We start from the raw sequence: 15,740 nt of genomic DNA on the forward strand, positions 1-15,740 counted from the left end.
ACTTTTTTAAACGCAGGGATAGAATCATCACTTTAATTTAAGTTAATGATTCTAATTGATTTTTAAACCTATGTCTTAAAAATTGTCTTTGAACTGTCTCAGACTAGCAAAGTTTCCCCAAGGTTCATTGTTTTTTGTAACCGAGATGAATTCTTCTGGGACTAGTTCTGTAATGGTTGGCAAGTCGCTACGCATAAATGGATTTATTTTTAGCTCTTGTCCAATAGAGGTAGGTAATGAGATTTGATCATTACTGCGTAATTCATCTACTTTTTTACTGTACGCGAGTAACTCAGGATTACGTGGTTCAACTGCTTTTGCAAAAGCAAGGTTAGCTTGTGTGTATTCGTGAGTGCAATACACAACACAGCTTGCAGGCAGCTCTCTTAGTTTATTAAAAGATTTCCACATTTGCTCCGGCGTGCCTTCAAATAAGCGCCCACAGCCACCGCTAAACAATGTATCGCCTGTAAAAGCAAGTTCATCATTTGTATAACAAATATGATCAAGCGTGTGCCCAGGAGTTGCTAAAATAGTAAAGTTTACATTAAGTACGTTAATGCTCTGACCATCAGTAAGTGAATGAGTGATACCTTTAAATGGGCTATTAGCAGGGCCATAAACCAATATATTTGGATAAGCGTCAACTAATGCAGCTACGCCATCGGTATGATCGTAGTGATGATGCGTAATTAAAATACCTCCGAGCGTTAGGTTATGCTCAGCTAAATGCGTTAATACGTTCTGTGCTTGGCCAGGATCGACTACCCATGCTTGGTTACTATTATCGGTAGTTAAACACCAAATGTAATTATCAGAAAAGGCTTTAATTGCTTTGACTTGCACCATGGTAAATTGCTCTATAAAGTGACAGTTAACGCATAGTATAACGAGCTCAAAAAATGAAACCAGCCCTTAGTTTTCAAGAAGGACCCAAACCACTGTCGTGGCAGCAGTTTCCTCATGGGGATTATTTGCGCACAGACATCGAACGAAAGATGGAGCAATGGCTGCCGCGTATGTTTGGCTATCATATGCTTAAATTGGGTAATTTAAGTGGTGAATTAAACACAAGTATAAGTACGATTAAACATCAAGTGTGTGTTGCAGAGCCTGGGCCTTATACAGGCGTAGTGGCTGACATAGATGAATTGCCATTTTACGAACACAGTATTGATGCCTGCATACTAAGTCACTGCTTAGAGTATCATTCAGACCCACACCATATTTTACGCGAAGCGCATCGCACGCTCATTCCGGGTGGCTATATAGTAGTGACTGGCTTTAATCCGTTTAGTTTGTGCGGACTTGCACAAATGTTGCCCTTTAGTGGTCAGAAATTACCGTGGACAGGGCGCTTTTTTACACCCGCGCGAGTTAAAGACTGGTTAAACTTACTTGGTTTTGAAATTGTAAGTGATGAACGTTTTATTTATTCATCATTAGCAAGAGGTAATAGGCTATCAAGATTTGAGTTTTGGCGTACCTTTGCTAAGCAGTATTTAAAACCGATGGGCAGTGTTTATATGCTGGTGGCACGAAAAAGGGTTGCGCCACTTACGCCAATAAAACCTAAGTGGCATGCAAGGCCGCAGTTTGCACCAGTAAAAGGGGCAGGGCTTAGACAAACCTCTAAGCAGCATTACAAAACGTGCGACCAAGAAAATAATCGTTAAGGCTGATAGCCTACATCTTCTAGTAAATCTTTACTGCCAGCGGCATCGCGTGCTAAATCGTCAACTATTTCGTTGTACTTATGGCCGCTATGCCCTTTAACCCATTTCCAGGTCACATTGTGCTCGCTACAGGCTTTATCTAGGCGTTTCCATAAATCGACGTTTTTAACCGGCTTTTTAGCTGATGTTAACCAGCCACGTTTTTTCCAGTTAGTGATCCACGATTCAATGCCTTGCTTAACATATTGGCTATCGGTTGTTAGGTTTACTTCGCATTCTCGAGTGAGTGATTCTAGGGCTACAATGGCCGCGAGCATTTCCATTCGGTTATTCGTTGTGAGTTTATAACCTTGGCTCATTTCTTTTTCGTGGCCGTTATAAATCATAAAAATACCATAACCGCCGGGGCCTGGATTACCTAAACATGAGCCATCGGTGTAAATCTCTACGGTTTTTTGCACTGTTTTACCTTGATCTTATGTACAATAAAGTGATTATAGAAAGATACCAGAATCAGGCTAAATTCGATATGGCACGTAGACAAATAGTTTTAGATACAGAAACCACCGGCATCGACCCTAAACAAGGGCACCGTATTATAGAAATTGGGTGTGTGGAGTTAGTAAATCGCCGTTTAACAGGCAATAACTTTCACGTTTATATAAACCCACAACGCCCAAGCGAAGAAGAAGCAATCGACGTTCACGGTATCACTAATGAGTTTTTACGTGATAAACCGTTGTTTCATCAAATTGCCCAAGAGTTTTTCGACTATATTGAAGGGGCAGAGTTAGTTATTCATAACGCGCCGTTCGATATTGGCCACATGGATAACGAATTTGCGCTACTTAATCAGGGCTTCCCTAAAACAGATACTTTTTGTCAAGTTCTCGACACGCTTAAAATGGCGCGTGACTTGCATCCAGGTCAAAAGAACAATCTTGATGCATTATGTCGTCGCTACGATGTAGATAACGGTAAACGAACGCTTCACGGCGCGCTACTGGATTCTGAGATTTTAGCCGATGTTTACCTTGCCATGACGGGCGGTCAAACAAAGCTAAATTTGAATCAAAATAAAGATGATGGCAGCGAGCAACAGAAGGGCGGTATAAAGCGTTTAAATAGTGATAGAGCCCCATTAGTTGTTCTGCGAGCAAGCGACGCTGAGCAAAGCGCACACGAAGCACGATTAGATCTTGTAAACAAAGAAGGCGGCCAATGTATATGGCGCGCTGAATAAGGCGATTTAATGAAAACGATGTATTTTGTAACAGCGTTATGTGCAGCTAGTTTATTTACTGGCAATGCATATGGCGTAAAACAAGTAGAAGTGCTCAAGCGCGATGGGCATCAAAATGAGATCCCTTTACTTGATAATCGTTTTCGCATAGATAGCAAAATTGATGAAATAACACTGCTCTTTTTTAGAAAGTCAGGCGCACCTGCAGTTATTTTAGTCAGGCCCGATGGCAGTAAGTACTTTGCTACTGACTCAGTCAAAAACCCTAATTTAGATTGGTTTGACGAACTCAGCTACGATTTAGTCACCATAAAAAAACCAATGGCAGGTCCTTGGCAAGTTATAGGCAGTATTTTGCCCGACAGCCGAATAGTTGTATTAGGCGAAATATCTCTTGAGGCAGAGCCTCTTCCTTCAATGTTGTTTAGAGGGGAGACAATAAAAATCACTGGCAAAATACTCAATGACGGTGAGCCAATTAATACAACCCTATTTAGAGATGTTGTTAGTCTTAATGTTGACTTTGTAAGCACCAACAATGAAAACTTTGCTAACTTTGGCGCAGGCATTCAAGAAGTCGCTGAATTTAAAGACGATGGACGCGGATTTGATGAGCGCCCTAAAGATGGTGTATTTACCGGCGAGTTTACTTTAGATTTTCCTGCGGGTGAATGGACACCAGAGCTTTACGTTGCAACTCCGCTGCTACAGCGCCGTATTGTGCAAAATACAATAGAAGTGCACGAACCGCCTTTTTTAACCGAGGTCGCGTTAGCAGAGCAAGACACTGACGATCATTTACTAACTATAAATATAGACCCAAGTATTGTTAAGCCAGAAACAGTCATCATCCAGGGAAAAATTTATTACCCTAATAACGAAGAGCAAATGTTTACCATAGATGCAGCAGCTAAAGACTCACGCCAACTTAGTGTTAAAAATTATGATTGGGGTAGATATAGTGTTGAGCTGTCTGTTTTTGGCACGAATATTAATGGCCGCGAATTTATGGCAACGCTACCAACGTATAAATTTGAGATAGAACGACCCATAGAAGCGGTGCCCGAAATTGATCCGGCAACGATTATTACCCCAGATAAAATGATTGAGAGTAAGCCTGTTGAAGAAAAAATGGCCACATCTACAATTATTAGTTTAATTGTAGGCTGCAATACGCTCATTTTATTACTAGGTTGGTTAGCAATTCGTATTTTTGTGCAGAAAAAACCGATTAAATTTAAAGTGAAGCTACCTTTTTTAAAGAAAAAGAAAGCAAGTGAGGGTGATGTTGCCGACATAGAAAAAAATCAAGGCGGTAAAAATGGCTCAAAAAATGACAGATCAGGTGAAATTTTAAACCTTTCGATGACAGATGACTAAAAAACCTATAAAAAAACAAAAAAGCCCTTGACGAAATAGGGGTTGGTTCGTATTATTCACGCCGCTGTCAGGGAGACCTAAACAGCAACGGAAATATGGAGTGGTAGTTCAGTTGGTTAGAATACCGGCCTGTCACGCCGGGGGTCGCGGGTTCGAGTCCCGTCCACTCCGCCATTTTCGTAAAACTTGTAAGTAAAAGCTGGAGTGGTAGTTCAGTTGGTTAGAATACCGGCCTGTCACGCCGGGGGTCGCGGGTTCGAGTCCCGTCCACTCCGCCAACACTTATACAACGTATGGTTGTAAAACATATTCTTATTATGGAGTGGTAGTTCAGTTGGTTAGAATACCGGCCTGTCACGCCGGGGGTCGCGGGTTCGAGTCCCGTCCACTCCGCCAATAAGAAAAAATAACAGTTTAAATATGCGCTGGAGTGGTAGTTCAGTTGGTTAGAATACCGGCCTGTCACGCCGGGGGTCGCGGGTTCGAGTCCCGTCCACTCCGCCAATAAGAAAAAATAACAGTTTAAATATGCGCTGGAGTGGTAGTTCAGTTGGTTAGAATACCGGCCTGTCACGCCGGGGGTCGCGGGTTCGAGTCCCGTCCACTCCGCCAACTATTTAAACAATGTTATATTACAAAATTTGTATGCTGGAGTGGTAGTTCAGTTGGTTAGAATACCGGCCTGTCACGCCGGGGGTCGCGGGTTCGAGTCCCGTCCACTCCGCCAACTATTTAAACAATGTTATATTACAAAATTTGTATGCTGGAGTGGTAGTTCAGTTGGTTAGAATACCGGCCTGTCACGCCGGGGGTCGCGGGTTCGAGTCCCGTCCACTCCGCCAACAAATTAAGTAATAACAAGTATAATGATATCTCTGCGGAGTGGTAGTTCAGTTGGTTAGAATACCGGCCTGTCACGCCGGGGGTCGCGGGTTCGAGTCCCGTCCACTCCGCCATTTGATATCATGATTAAAATTAGTAAGTGCATTACCCCATGCACATACCACTGCGGAGTGGTAGTTCAGTTGGTTAGAATACCGGCCTGTCACGCCGGGGGTCGCGGGTTCGAGTCCCGTCCACTCCGCCACTTGTTATTTCCTCAATAACAAGTTTATAAAATCCTTGATTAAATAATTTAATAAAGCACTCTTTGGCTATCAGCTATCAGCTATCAGCTATCAGCTCTGACCCCGATGAAGTAGGAATAGGGTTTTAGGCCAGTATAAAAAAGCCTGCACTTTTTAATTCAAGCGCAGACCTTTTATTTTTACTTTGTGAGCCAAATAGCTACTTTAAGTATGTGTCTAAAAAGTTTAAATAAGCGTTAGAAGCACTGATACGGTTTTCTTTTTTAGTAAAGCCGTGGCCTTCATCATCAAACAATACATACTCTACTGGTACGTCATTTGCTTTTACAGCAGCAACCAGCTCATCACTTTCCACCTGTAGTACACGTGGATCGTTAGCGCCTTGTATTACCATTAAAGGTTTAGTGATGTTTTTAGCATGAAATAAAGGTGATATAGCACGATGGCGATCGCCGTCTGTTGCAGGGTCGCCCATTTCATCGTATAGGGCTTTTTTAAAACTCTCCCACCATGGTGGAATAGAGTTGAGCGTTCTTACCCAGTTAGTAACCCCAAAAATATTAATACCTACTTTGAATTCTTCTGGCTCAAAAGCAAGTGCAGCAGCAGTCATAAACCCGCCGTAACTACCGCCCATAATGCCAATTTTGTCACTATCGACCCAATCTAAGCTTTGAAGATGCTTTTTACCGTACACAATATCTTGTAAGTCATCAGTGCCATGCTTTTTGTCATCCAAGTGAAAAAAGGTTTTGCCATATCCTGAGCTACCACGATTATTAACTGCAAAAATTGCATAGCCATGATTCACTAAGTGTTGCTGCGCAGCACTGTAGCCAGTGCGACTTTGCCCACCAGGGCCGCCATGTACCCAAATTAGTGCTGCTACTTTATTTGTACTACTCGCTTGTTTAGGCTTATACAGAACACCTGGTATCTCTAACCCATCAAAACTTTTAAAGCGTACAATTGTACTTTCTACCAAGTCATTTTGATTTATTTCTTTGCTAAGTGAATTAGTTAATTGCTTGGCGCTAATATCACCCACTTGCCATACAAATAAATTGCTTGGGGATGTGTCAGAGTTTAAATAAAACGCCATGGTTTTCTCGTCACTTGAGAAATTTACACTGCGTAAATTACCATTGGGTAGGGTGGGCATAGCTACGTTTTTACCTGTACGAGTATCTAAAATAGTTACTTTAGTACTGGCATCTGCATTTACTCCACTTACTTGATAGCGTCCAGATTTAGAAAAATAAATAAAATTCACGTCCCAGTCATCTTCTAAAGCTGGACTATGGCTGCCCGTTGCTAACTCATAGCGCCACACTTGCGAAAACTCGCCTTTTGCGTCTGTAGAGTAATATAAATATTTACCATCAGCAGAGAAGGTTTCAGGCGTATATTGTGCAGGATTGTCGTGCTTTGATATAAGTTGTGGTTTGAGGGTTTTTTTATAAGTGTCGAGAATGTAAGTATCACTGTCTTTATTCGTATTATTTTTAGATAAAGCAATAAAGCGACCATCAGGACTAATGGCGCCGACATCTAATCCGAGCTCATTTTGATAAACCGAGGACACTTTATAGTTGTCACTATCTACGCTATATAAATCCATAAATTTGGCGTCGCGTTGATTACTTGTGATAAAAAATTGGCTGCCGTCCTTTGTAAAACCAGCAAAGCTGGCTCGTGTTTCATCCCCCGGTGTTAAGTCTTTTATTGAGCCATCAAGTTGTTTTACATAAATGTGGTATCGCTCGTTACCGCCAGAATCTTTAGTAAATAGTGCGCGTTCATCATTAGGGAAGTAGCGTACAGGGTAGGTACTGTCTTTAAAATTGGTGAGTTGAGTTTTATCGCCTGTATTTATATCAATTTCATACAGGTTATATATGCCGCTTTCATCGCTACTTACTAAAACTTTATCACCGCTTGGTGCAAAACTATTGCCCATAATTGATGTAGTATCAAAGAAAGTTTTAGCGCTGTATGTTTCAGCTGTTTGTGCTTTTATGGTTGATTTATTACCAATATCAGTTGTATTGTTTGATTGGCTACAGCCTGCCAACGCAAGTGTGATTGCACATGCCAGTGCGCCAAAATTAAGTGTTTTATTCATTAATACAGTCCTTGGAATATAGTTAGCGTTTTCAAGTGTTGATCGTACGTTTTTTAAACGCAAGTTTTGGGCTTAAAGATGAGATAATAAAGTGTTACAAAGCATGTGCTCTATTACTGATTGGGAAGTAAGTTTTTTAAAGTGGTGGTGGGATTTATAGTTCAAGCAGTAGCTAATTGGTAAAAAACACACAAAAAAGCCAGCGCATTAGGCGCTGGCTTTTAGTATTCAAATGCTTACTTAGTTAATTAAGCGGCATCAGCTTCTTTTTTAACGCTATTACGCGCGGCTTTGCCTGCAAGTAAATCTGCGGGGTCAAAGTCATCAACGTTAATAACATCTAAGCGAGATTGCTCAACAGCAGCTAGCTTATCAGCCTCTGCTTGGCTTAATATGCCGGCTTCAAGACCCATTTGCGCTACTTTATCAAGCTGGAAGAATGGCAGTTTAAGGCCTTTTTCTTTACATACTCTTTCAAATAATGGTTCAACATCAAGGACGTCTTTAAGCGTTTGCTCTTGACGACCTACAAGGTTAAGCGGTTCATTTGTTAAGTATACATAGCTTGCTAAACGGTTACGCGTTTCGCTAGGCACTTGTAGTAGTTGTGCTAGTTTATGCTCAAGTTGGTCAGTTGGTTTACGAACAGGGCGACCAAACGGGAATAACAATACTTTTAACACGGCGCGTAGTGGAGCCGAAGGCATGTTATTAATTAAATCAGCAAGTGCACGTTGGCAATGGTAAAGGTGATCTTGGCAACTCCATTTTACTAGCGCAAAATCTTCTTTTTTACGGCCTTCGTCGTTGTAACGCTTAAGCGTTGCAGACACTAAGTATAAGTAACTAAGTAAGTCACCTAAACGTGCAGAAATACGTTCTTTACGTTTTAGTGAGCCACCAAATACTGCCATGCTAATGTCAGACATAAGAGCAAGTGATGCACTAAAACGTGACGCTATACGGTAAAATTCAGCTGTTTCGTCGTTGTACGGCACACTTGTAAAACGAGCACCGGTAAGTGCAAGCCACTTAGTACGCACAAGGTTCGACATAGTAAAACCAATATGGCCCATTAGCGCTTTATCAAATACATTAAGCGCTTCTTCGCGGTCTTCTATTTCACATGCACCAAGCTCTGTTAGTACAAATGGATGACAGCGAATTGCACCTTGACCATAAATAATCATATTACGGGTCAAGATGTTTGCACCTTCAACGGTAATGGCAATAGGTGCACCTTGATAGCCACGACCTAAATAGTTATTTGGCCCAAGCATGATGCCCTTACCGCCAAGTACATCCATTGCATGAATAGTTGCATCACGCATTTGCTCTGTAAGGTGGTATTTAATAATGGCAGAAACAACCGATGGCTTTTCGCCTAAATCAACCGCACCCGTAGACATACTAACCGCAGCATCAGAGCTGTAAGCGTAACCTGCTAATTTAGCTAGTGACTCTTCAACACCTTCCATTTTACCAATAGGTAAACGGAACTGACGACGAATTCGGCTGTAAGCACCTGTCGCAATAGCAATCATTTTAATGCCACCGGCAGAGTTTGACGGCAATGTAATTGCACGACCAACCGATAAACATTCAACCAGCATACGCCAGCCTTGACCAGCCATATCTGGACCACCAATAATGTAATCAAGTGGTACAAAAATGTCTTTACCGCGAGTAGGACCATTTTGAAATGGTACGTTAAGCGGGAAATGTCGACGACCAATTTCAACTCCAGGAGTATCCGTTGGAATAAGTGCACAGGTAATGCCTGGCTCTTTATTGTCGCCAATTAAGCCATCTGGATCTTGTAACTTAAACGCAAGACCAAGTACGGTAGCAACTGGGGCAAGTGTAATGTAACGCTTATTCCACGTTAAACTAACACCCACAACTTCTTCACCATTCCATTGCCCTTTACACACCACACCGTAGTCTGGAATTGAGCTTGCATCAGAACCCGCTTCTGGCGACGTTAATGCAAAACATGGAATTTCTTGACCGCTCGCTAGGCGCGGCAAGTAATGATCTTTTTGTTCTTTTGTACCATAGTGTTGTAATAATTCACCTGGGCCTAAAGAGTTCGGTACACCAACAATTGACGAAAGTAATGTTGATTTACTTGTTAGTTTTTGAAGTACACATGACTGTGCAAATGCAGAAAACTCTAAACCGCCATATTCTTTTTTGATGATCATGGCAAAGAATTTATTATCTTTTAGATATTGCCATACATCTTGAGGAAGGTCGGTTAGTTCGTGCGTAGCTTCCCAATCGTCCAACATGCTACAAACTACTTCAACAGGGCCATCAACAAAGGCTTGCTCTTCAATAGTAAGTTTAGGAACTGGGTATTGGTGAAGCTTTTTCCAATCTGGGTTACCACAAAATAAATCAGCTTCCCACCACGTTGTGCCGGCGTCAATAGCTGATTTTTCAGTATCAGACATGCTTGGCGTTACTTTTTTAAACGTAGCAAAAATTGGCTTGATAATATATTGCTGACGAATGCCAGTAACAGAAAGAGGAACCGCGATGATCAAAAAGATCAACCAGCTAATTAAACCAAAAGCACCCGCAAAGGTACCAATTAATAAAGTTATAGCCGAAACACCAAGTGCTGTGTTCCAACTTGCTCTGTGGTAAATCGCAGTGCAAAGCAACACGATTAGAACCAGTGTAAATATGAGTGTCATTTTTATTCCTTAATAGAGGTCAGACCACCTCACTTAGAGTAGCGCTAGTAACAGTAATTTTCAAGTACATAACGATGTTAAATTGTAGTAGAAAGTAACTTAAATACGATATTTAATTACCCGACAGAGGAACGCTTAATTACTATTGTATAGTCAAAGCGTTAGCTGCAAGTATTGTTAACGTAAAAATAAATAAATCTAATAGCAAAATGACACTTTTTAAGTAAGTATAGTAATTATAGTGGGCTGTAAATTAGTGTACGCCTAATGTAAAAATATAACGCTATTTATTTTTAATGTATGGTTTTTAAGGGTTATTTTATTAATGTGTGAATTACTTGGCATGTCAGCCAACGTACCTACCGATATTTGTTTTAGTTTTTCAGGCCTTTTAGAGCGCGGTGGAAATACCGGCCCACATAAAGATGGGTGGGGTATTACGTTTTACGAAGGTAAAGGCTGTAGAACCTTTAAAGATCCTGAGCCGAGTTATCAATCTGAAATAGCAAAGCTCGTTAAAGCATACCCAATTAAAAGTGTCTCGGTTATTAGCCATATTCGCCAAGGTAACCGTGGGAGAGTGTGCCTTGAGAACACCCATCCGTTTACACGAGAGCTGTGGGGGCGCGAGCTCACCTATGCACACAACGGGCAATTATCTAATTATCATGATTTAAAAACAGAGTACTATCGCCCAGTAGGTAACACCGATAGCGAACTCGCTTTTTGTTGGTTACTTGATAAAATTCGCGAAAAATACCCAAAACGTCCATCTAATATGGCGTCGGTTTTTAGATACGCGGCTAAGCTATCGCATACGCTGCGTGAAAAAGGCGTGTTTAATATGTTATTGACCGATGGGGTGTTTGTTTTAGCGTATTGCACTAATAACTTACATTATATAACGCGCCGTGCGCCATTTGGTAAAGCAACATTGATTGATGCCGACATGGTGGTTGATTTTCAACAAGAGACCACACCAAACGATGTAGTAACGGTCATAGCCACAAGGCCTTTGACGAATGATGAGCGCTGGCAAAAAATGGAGCCAGGAGAGTTTGCATTGTTTAAAATGGGTGAGCTAATTTAGCGCTAAAGCTTTAAATTTCACATAAAAAAACGCGATTAAAATCGCGTTTTTTTTATGTTTAAATTATGTGTTATAGCGCCTCGACGGTAGCTTCGTTTTTATCAGCTACGGTCGCCGGTGGCGAAACTGGTTGAGTAACAGTAAACGAGTTCATTTGAACTTCAAACTGTTCCATCCCTTTCTCGCCTTTCCACATACGTACCAGCATGTAATCCATTTCAGGGGCAAACCATGCAATTGCTTGGCGTTTATCGTTATCGTATAAACGCTTTACTTTAATGGCTTCTACATTACCGATAGGCAACGAAATCATCTCGGTGCCAGATACTTCAAAATTGTAGTCGCGGCGATTACCTTTTTTATCAATAAGCGGGAATGAAAAGCTCGTTTCGCCTTTTTTCAATCCTTCACGCACTTGCACTTGGTACGAAATAGCATCCTGAAAGTCATCAGTCCATTCGCATTTAAGTGGGTATTCGCTAGCACTGCTAGTCACTACTTTGTTTGTTGTATCAAAATCAATTTTATAATCTTTATCTGGGCCTGTACCGGTGCGGATCATATTGTAATGATGCGGGGTAACCTTGCCATCTTTAAAGGTAAACTTTGATGTTTCTTCACGAGAATCAGAGAAAATCATCCACTCAATATTACTGTGATAAGTAAGTTCGTAGTTGTCTTCGCTTAATTTTTTAAGCTCTCGAACAGCCTCACCATGATTTTTACCTTTGCGTAAAATATCGTAGTTAGCTTGATACTGAGTCAATTCGCCTGCAATTAGGCTAGTTGGAAGTAAAGCGCCCGCACATAACAACAGGGCACTTATTTTTTTATTGTGGGTAGTGCGCGCCGTGTGCAGGGAGTTGTTTTTTGTCAAGAACTGCATAATCTGCTTCCATAGTAAGTCTGTGTTCACTGAACCACTTGACCACCAAAGGATAAATTATATGCTCTTGCTCATGCACGCGTTTTGCTAATGTCTCTGCTGTATCATCCTTGAGTACAGGTATTTGCGCCTGAAGAATAACGGGACCGCCGTCTAATTCCTCAGTAACAAAGTGAACACTTACGCCATGAACATCATCTTTTGCATCAATTGCTCTTTGGTGGGTATTCAGCCCCTGATACTTAGGCAACAAAGATGGATGAATGTTCAACATTTTTCCAACATATTTTTGCACTAAGCCAGGAGTAAGAATACGCATAAACCCAGCTAATACAACTAGATTTGGCATAAAAGAGTCGATAACGTTCATTAATTGCGCATCGTACGCTTCGCGCGAGTCAAAATCTTTATGACTGAGCACTTTTGTAGCAATACCTGCTTGCTTTGCACGCTCTAGGCCATAAGCGTCTGCTTTATTACTAATAACAGCCGCTATATGTCCGTTTATCTCGCCACGCTCGCAGGCATCTATGATGGCTTGTAAATTAGAGCCACTACCTGAGATTAAAACTACTAGACGAGTCGGTGCCATTACTTAGCACCACCTACAATTTCAACTTGCTCTTCGCCAGCTACTGCGTCTTGAATTTCACCAAGATGCCATGCGTTTTCGCCCAAGTCTTTTAGCATTGTTAAGCTTTGCTCAAGTTTGTCTGCAGGTACAACTAAAACCATGCCTACACCACAGTTAAATGTACGGTACATTTCGTGGGTAGTAATGTTGCCGTTTTCTTGTAGCCAGTTAAAAATTGGTGGCCACTGCCAGCTATCACCTTTAACTACAGCTTTTGCTGAAGCGGGTAATACACGTGGAATGTTTTCCCAAAAACCGCCGCCAGTAATATGCGAAAGCGCATGTACGTCAACGTTTTTGAATAACTCAAGTAAAGGTTTTACGTAAATACGCGTAGGCTCAAGTAAAGTTTCGCCCAAAGTTTTACCTTCAAAGTCAGCGCTGGTATCAGCGTTTGACACTTCAAGTACTTTACGAATTAAAGAGAAGCCATTTGAATGAGGACCGCTTGAAGCAAGTGCAATAAGCTGATCGCCTGCTGCTACTTTTGTGCCATCAATTATTTTTGATTTTTCTACAACGCCTGTACAAAAGCCTGCCATGTCGTAGTCTTCACCATCATACATACCTGGCATTTCAGCTGTTTCGCCACCAATTAGGGCACAACCTGAAATTTCACAACCTTTGCCAATACCTGTAACTACGTCAGCTGCTGTGTCTATATCTAGCTTACCAGTTGCATAGTAATCTAGAAAAAACAGGGGTTCAGCACCTTGAACAATTAAGTCGTTTACACACATTGCAACTAAATCAATACCAACCGTATCGTGTTTTTTTAAGTCGATTGCTAAACGTAGTTTGGTACCAACGCCGTCTGTGCCTGCAACTAATACCGGTTGCTTGTAGCCTTCAGGAATTTCGCAAAGTGCGCCAAAACCACCAATTCCGCCCATTACTTCAGGACGACGAGTTTTTTTAACTACGCCTTTAATACGCTCAACAAGTGCATTACCAGCGTCGATATCTACGCCCGCGTCTTTATAGCTTAGAGACTGTTTTTGTTCGCTCACAGGTTTTCCTCAAAATAGTTGTTTTGGGTTGCTTAGAAACGCGCGTATTTTACAACAATTGCAAGGTCGCGGCTAGCGCAAATGTAATTTTGAAATAATTAACAAGGACACTTGTCCGCTGTCTGTTGTTTAAATAAACAAAAAAACGCCCGTAGGCGTTTTTTTAGTATTAAAGGCGTTAAATTAACAGCTATGCTTTTGCGGTTAATATTGCTCTAAGTGGAGCAGGGTAGCCTTCAATTGTTTTACTTGTATCGTTTGGATCTAAAAAGTCGATTAACGATTCGTTTTCCATCCAATCGGTTTTGCGTTGCTCTTCAAGCGTGGTAATAGCGCAGTCTTTTATTTGCACATCTTTAAAGCCAACACGTTCCATCCACAGTTTTAAAGCGGCAGTACTTGGAATAAACCACACGTTGCGCATTTTAGCGTAGCGGTCGGTAGGAACGAGTACCGTGTTTTCGTCGCCTTCAATTACCAGTGTTTCAAGTACAAGTTCGCCGCCTGGGCGAAGCTGTGCTTTTAACTGTGCTAAAAAGTCGATAGGTGAGCGACGATGATAAAGTACGCCCATCGAAAAAACCGTATCAAACGCTTTAAGCTCGGGTAATGCCTCAACGCCTAGTGGCAGTAAATGCACGTTTTCGTCTGGGTTGTAGTGTTTAATAGCCTGAAACTGACATAAAAATAAATCAGACGGATCAATACCCACTACAAACTCGGCGCCTTCACCGCGCATACGCCATAAATGATAACCAGAGCCACAACCAATATCTAAAACAGTGCGGCCTTTTAATGGCTCAATATGAGGAAGTAGGCGATCCCACTTCCAATCGCTGCGCCATTCTGTATCTATTTCAATACCGTGAACACTAAATGGGCCTTTGCGCCATGGCATCATACGTTTTAATAAATGTATGGCTTGCTTTTGCTCGCCATCACTCATCTCCCCTGGCGCGCCTATTTCTACCTTGGTAGATACGTCAACATGCGTAGTTTTTACTTCAGGCAAATTTTTAAGCACTTTTTGCCATTTAGGTAAATCGCCATGGCTTGCCTCTAACTGCCAATGTTTTAATTGTGCCGGCAGGGTTTCTAGCCAGTGGCTAAGAGGGCTTTGTGCAATAGATGCGTAAAATTGGTTAAACCATTGAGACATAAGTCACTCTCTTTATTTAATTGCTACCATTGAGCAAAAATTAAAACATTGATACCACACTTGAGTTTGGCTAAAACCAATATCTTGTAAGCGAGTAAAATGAGCGCTGAGTGTATCTGGGCGCATAACGTTTTCGATGGCGGTACGCTTTTGGCTTATTTCAAGCTCAGAGTAGCCATTGTGACGTTTAAAGTCGTGGTGCAAATCTATTAATAAATTATCGCATAGCTCGTTTTCGGCTTTTACTTTTTCGCTAAGCAGTAATACACCGCCAGGTTTTAAATTAGCGTATATTTTTTCAAGCACGGCTTGGCGCTGAGCATGTGGAATAAACTGTAGTGTAAAGTTCATTGCTACAACTGAGGCGTTTTGAATCTCAAGCTCATTAATGTCACCTAAAGTAACAGTAACGGGGACTTCTGATTTAAAACCCTGTAAATGTACTTTGCAACGCTCAACCATCGCTTGCGAGTTATCTACCGCTATTATATGGCAGTTATCGGTGCGAATATTACGGCGCATGCTAAGCGTTACTGCGCCAAGTGAGCAGCCTAAATCATAAAGATTTGAGTTACTTTGTGCGTATTCACCGGCAAGTTTACCCATTGTACTAACAATAGTTGCATAGCCCGGTACAGAGCGCTGGATCATATCTGGAAAAACTTCGACTACATTTTGGTCAAAGCTAAAATCTTTTACTTGTTGCTCAGAGGCATAAATACTGTCTTTTATGGTCACGAAGGC

At 41.5% G+C, this 15,740-nt stretch carries 13 protein-coding genes and 9 tRNA genes; 13 read left to right on the top strand and 9 right to left on the bottom strand.

Features of this window, described 5'->3' with window-relative positions:
• Positions 1-75: 75 nt before the first annotated feature.
• A complete protein-coding gene (gloB, locus tag I6F49_RS12410) occupies positions 76-849 on the bottom strand; it encodes a hydroxyacylglutathione hydrolase (protein ID WP_197180784.1) in 774 nt (257 codons plus the stop codon).
• Between the two features lie 53 nt (positions 850-902).
• Between gloB and I6F49_RS12415 the strand changes: the two genes are divergently transcribed.
• A complete protein-coding gene (locus I6F49_RS12415) occupies positions 903-1,676 on the top strand; it encodes a class I SAM-dependent methyltransferase (protein WP_024593678.1) in 774 nt (257 codons plus the stop codon).
• Here I6F49_RS12415 and rnhA read toward each other — a convergent pair.
• Positions 1,673-2,137, bottom strand: a complete 465-nt coding sequence (rnhA, locus tag I6F49_RS12420; RefSeq protein WP_007378210.1) for a ribonuclease HI — start codon at positions 2,135-2,137, stop codon at positions 1,673-1,675. The genes I6F49_RS12415 and rnhA overlap by 4 nt on opposite strands.
• Before the next feature lie 68 nt (positions 2,138-2,205).
• Between rnhA and dnaQ the strand changes: the two genes are divergently transcribed.
• The 11 genes from dnaQ to I6F49_RS12475 all read left to right on the top strand — a co-directional run bounded on the left by dnaQ (position 2,206) and on the right by I6F49_RS12475 (position 5,386).
• Positions 2,206-2,919 carry a DNA polymerase III subunit epsilon gene (gene dnaQ / locus I6F49_RS12425; protein WP_165728593.1) on the top strand — a complete coding sequence of 238 codons (714 nt, stop codon included), beginning with the start codon at positions 2,206-2,208 and terminating at the stop codon, positions 2,917-2,919.
• 9 nt (positions 2,920-2,928) lie between these two features.
• Positions 2,929-4,299 carry a TIGR03503 family protein gene (locus I6F49_RS12430; protein ID WP_197180786.1) on the top strand — a complete coding sequence of 457 codons (1,371 nt, stop codon included), beginning with the start codon at positions 2,929-2,931 and terminating at the stop codon, positions 4,297-4,299.
• Between the two features lie 97 nt (positions 4,300-4,396).
• A tRNA-Asp gene (locus I6F49_RS12435) sits at positions 4,397-4,473 on the top strand.
• A gap of 27 nt (positions 4,474-4,500) precedes the next feature.
• Positions 4,501-4,577, top strand: a tRNA-Asp gene (locus I6F49_RS12440).
• Between the two features lie 41 nt (positions 4,578-4,618).
• Positions 4,619-4,695: transfer RNA gene (locus I6F49_RS12445), tRNA-Asp, on the top strand.
• A 31-nt stretch (positions 4,696-4,726) separates the two neighbouring features.
• Positions 4,727-4,803: transfer RNA gene (locus I6F49_RS12450), tRNA-Asp, on the top strand.
• Positions 4,804-4,834: 31 nt separating this feature from the next.
• A tRNA-Asp gene (locus I6F49_RS12455) sits at positions 4,835-4,911 on the top strand.
• 38 nt (positions 4,912-4,949) lie between these two features.
• Positions 4,950-5,026, top strand: a tRNA-Asp gene (locus tag I6F49_RS12460).
• 38 nt (positions 5,027-5,064) lie between these two features.
• Positions 5,065-5,141: transfer RNA gene (locus tag I6F49_RS12465), tRNA-Asp, on the top strand.
• Positions 5,142-5,178: 37 nt separating this feature from the next.
• A tRNA-Asp gene (locus I6F49_RS12470) sits at positions 5,179-5,255 on the top strand.
• 54 nt (positions 5,256-5,309) lie between these two features.
• Positions 5,310-5,386, top strand: a tRNA-Asp gene (locus I6F49_RS12475).
• A gap of 200 nt (positions 5,387-5,586) precedes the next feature.
• Here I6F49_RS12475 and I6F49_RS12480 read toward each other — a convergent pair.
• Positions 5,587-7,512, bottom strand: a complete 1,926-nt coding sequence (locus I6F49_RS12480) for a S9 family peptidase (RefSeq protein WP_197180788.1) — start codon at positions 7,510-7,512, stop codon at positions 5,587-5,589.
• A gap of 248 nt (positions 7,513-7,760) precedes the next feature.
• Positions 7,761-10,217 (bottom strand): acyl-CoA dehydrogenase FadE, encoded by a 2,457-nt coding sequence (gene fadE, locus I6F49_RS12485; protein ID WP_197180791.1) that lies wholly within the window; start codon positions 10,215-10,217, stop codon positions 7,761-7,763.
• A gap of 325 nt (positions 10,218-10,542) precedes the next feature.
• Between fadE and I6F49_RS12490 the strand changes: the two genes are divergently transcribed.
• Positions 10,543-11,307 carry a class II glutamine amidotransferase gene (locus I6F49_RS12490; protein WP_165740353.1) on the top strand — a complete coding sequence of 255 codons (765 nt, stop codon included), beginning with the start codon at positions 10,543-10,545 and terminating at the stop codon, positions 11,305-11,307.
• 70 nt (positions 11,308-11,377) lie between these two features.
• On the opposite strand, the gene I6F49_RS12495 is transcribed toward I6F49_RS12490, so the two are convergent.
• The 5 genes from I6F49_RS12495 to cmoA all read right to left on the bottom strand — a co-directional run bounded on the left by I6F49_RS12495 (position 11,378) and on the right by cmoA (position 15,734).
• Positions 11,378-12,121 (bottom strand): DUF3108 domain-containing protein, encoded by a 744-nt coding sequence (locus tag I6F49_RS12495; RefSeq protein WP_197180825.1) that lies wholly within the window; start codon positions 12,119-12,121, stop codon positions 11,378-11,380.
• Between the two features lie 16 nt (positions 12,122-12,137).
• Positions 12,138-12,785 (bottom strand): phosphoribosylglycinamide formyltransferase, encoded by a 648-nt coding sequence (gene purN / locus I6F49_RS12500; RefSeq protein ID WP_002959994.1) that lies wholly within the window; start codon positions 12,783-12,785, stop codon positions 12,138-12,140.
• The gene (gene purM / locus I6F49_RS12505; protein WP_197180793.1) at positions 12,785-13,837 is read right to left on the bottom strand and encodes a phosphoribosylformylglycinamidine cyclo-ligase; all 1,053 of its coding nucleotides are present in this window, start codon (positions 13,835-13,837) and stop codon (positions 12,785-12,787) included. The genes purN and purM overlap by 1 nt, the downstream gene beginning before the upstream one ends.
• A gap of 190 nt (positions 13,838-14,027) precedes the next feature.
• Positions 14,028-14,996, bottom strand: a complete 969-nt coding sequence (gene cmoB, locus I6F49_RS12510; protein WP_197180796.1) for a tRNA 5-methoxyuridine(34)/uridine 5-oxyacetic acid(34) synthase CmoB — start codon at positions 14,994-14,996, stop codon at positions 14,028-14,030.
• A gap of 12 nt (positions 14,997-15,008) precedes the next feature.
• Positions 15,009-15,734, bottom strand: coding sequence for a carboxy-S-adenosyl-L-methionine synthase CmoA (cmoA, locus tag I6F49_RS12515; protein ID WP_165741406.1), 726 nt, complete (start codon positions 15,732-15,734; stop codon positions 15,009-15,011).
• Between the last annotated feature and the right edge of the window lie 6 nt (positions 15,735-15,740).

This window comes from Pseudoalteromonas sp. SWN166 (assembly GCF_015864485.1).
GTDB lineage: Bacteria > Pseudomonadota > Gammaproteobacteria > Enterobacterales > Alteromonadaceae > Pseudoalteromonas.

Coding starts and splice junctions, on each gene's coding strand:
- gloB (WP_197180784.1), bottom strand. CDS start 849: ATGGTGCAAGTCAAAGCAATTAAAGCCTTTTCTGATAATTACATTTGG.
- I6F49_RS12415 (WP_024593678.1), top strand. CDS start 903: ATGAAACCAGCCCTTAGTTTTCAAGAAGGACCCAAACCACTGTCGTGG.
- dnaQ (WP_165728593.1), top strand. CDS start 2,206: ATGGCACGTAGACAAATAGTTTTAGATACAGAAACCACCGGCATCGAC.
- I6F49_RS12430 (WP_197180786.1), top strand. CDS start 2,929: ATGAAAACGATGTATTTTGTAACAGCGTTATGTGCAGCTAGTTTATTT.
- I6F49_RS12480 (WP_197180788.1), bottom strand. CDS start 7,512: ATGAATAAAACACTTAATTTTGGCGCACTGGCATGTGCAATCACACTT.
- fadE (WP_197180791.1), bottom strand. CDS start 10,217: ATGACACTCATATTTACACTGGTTCTAATCGTGTTGCTTTGCACTGCG.
- I6F49_RS12490 (WP_165740353.1), top strand. CDS start 10,543: ATGTGTGAATTACTTGGCATGTCAGCCAACGTACCTACCGATATTTGT.
- purN (WP_002959994.1), bottom strand. CDS start 12,785: ATGGCACCGACTCGTCTAGTAGTTTTAATCTCAGGTAGTGGCTCTAAT.
- cmoB (WP_197180796.1), bottom strand. CDS start 14,996: ATGTCTCAATGGTTTAACCAATTTTACGCATCTATTGCACAAAGCCCT.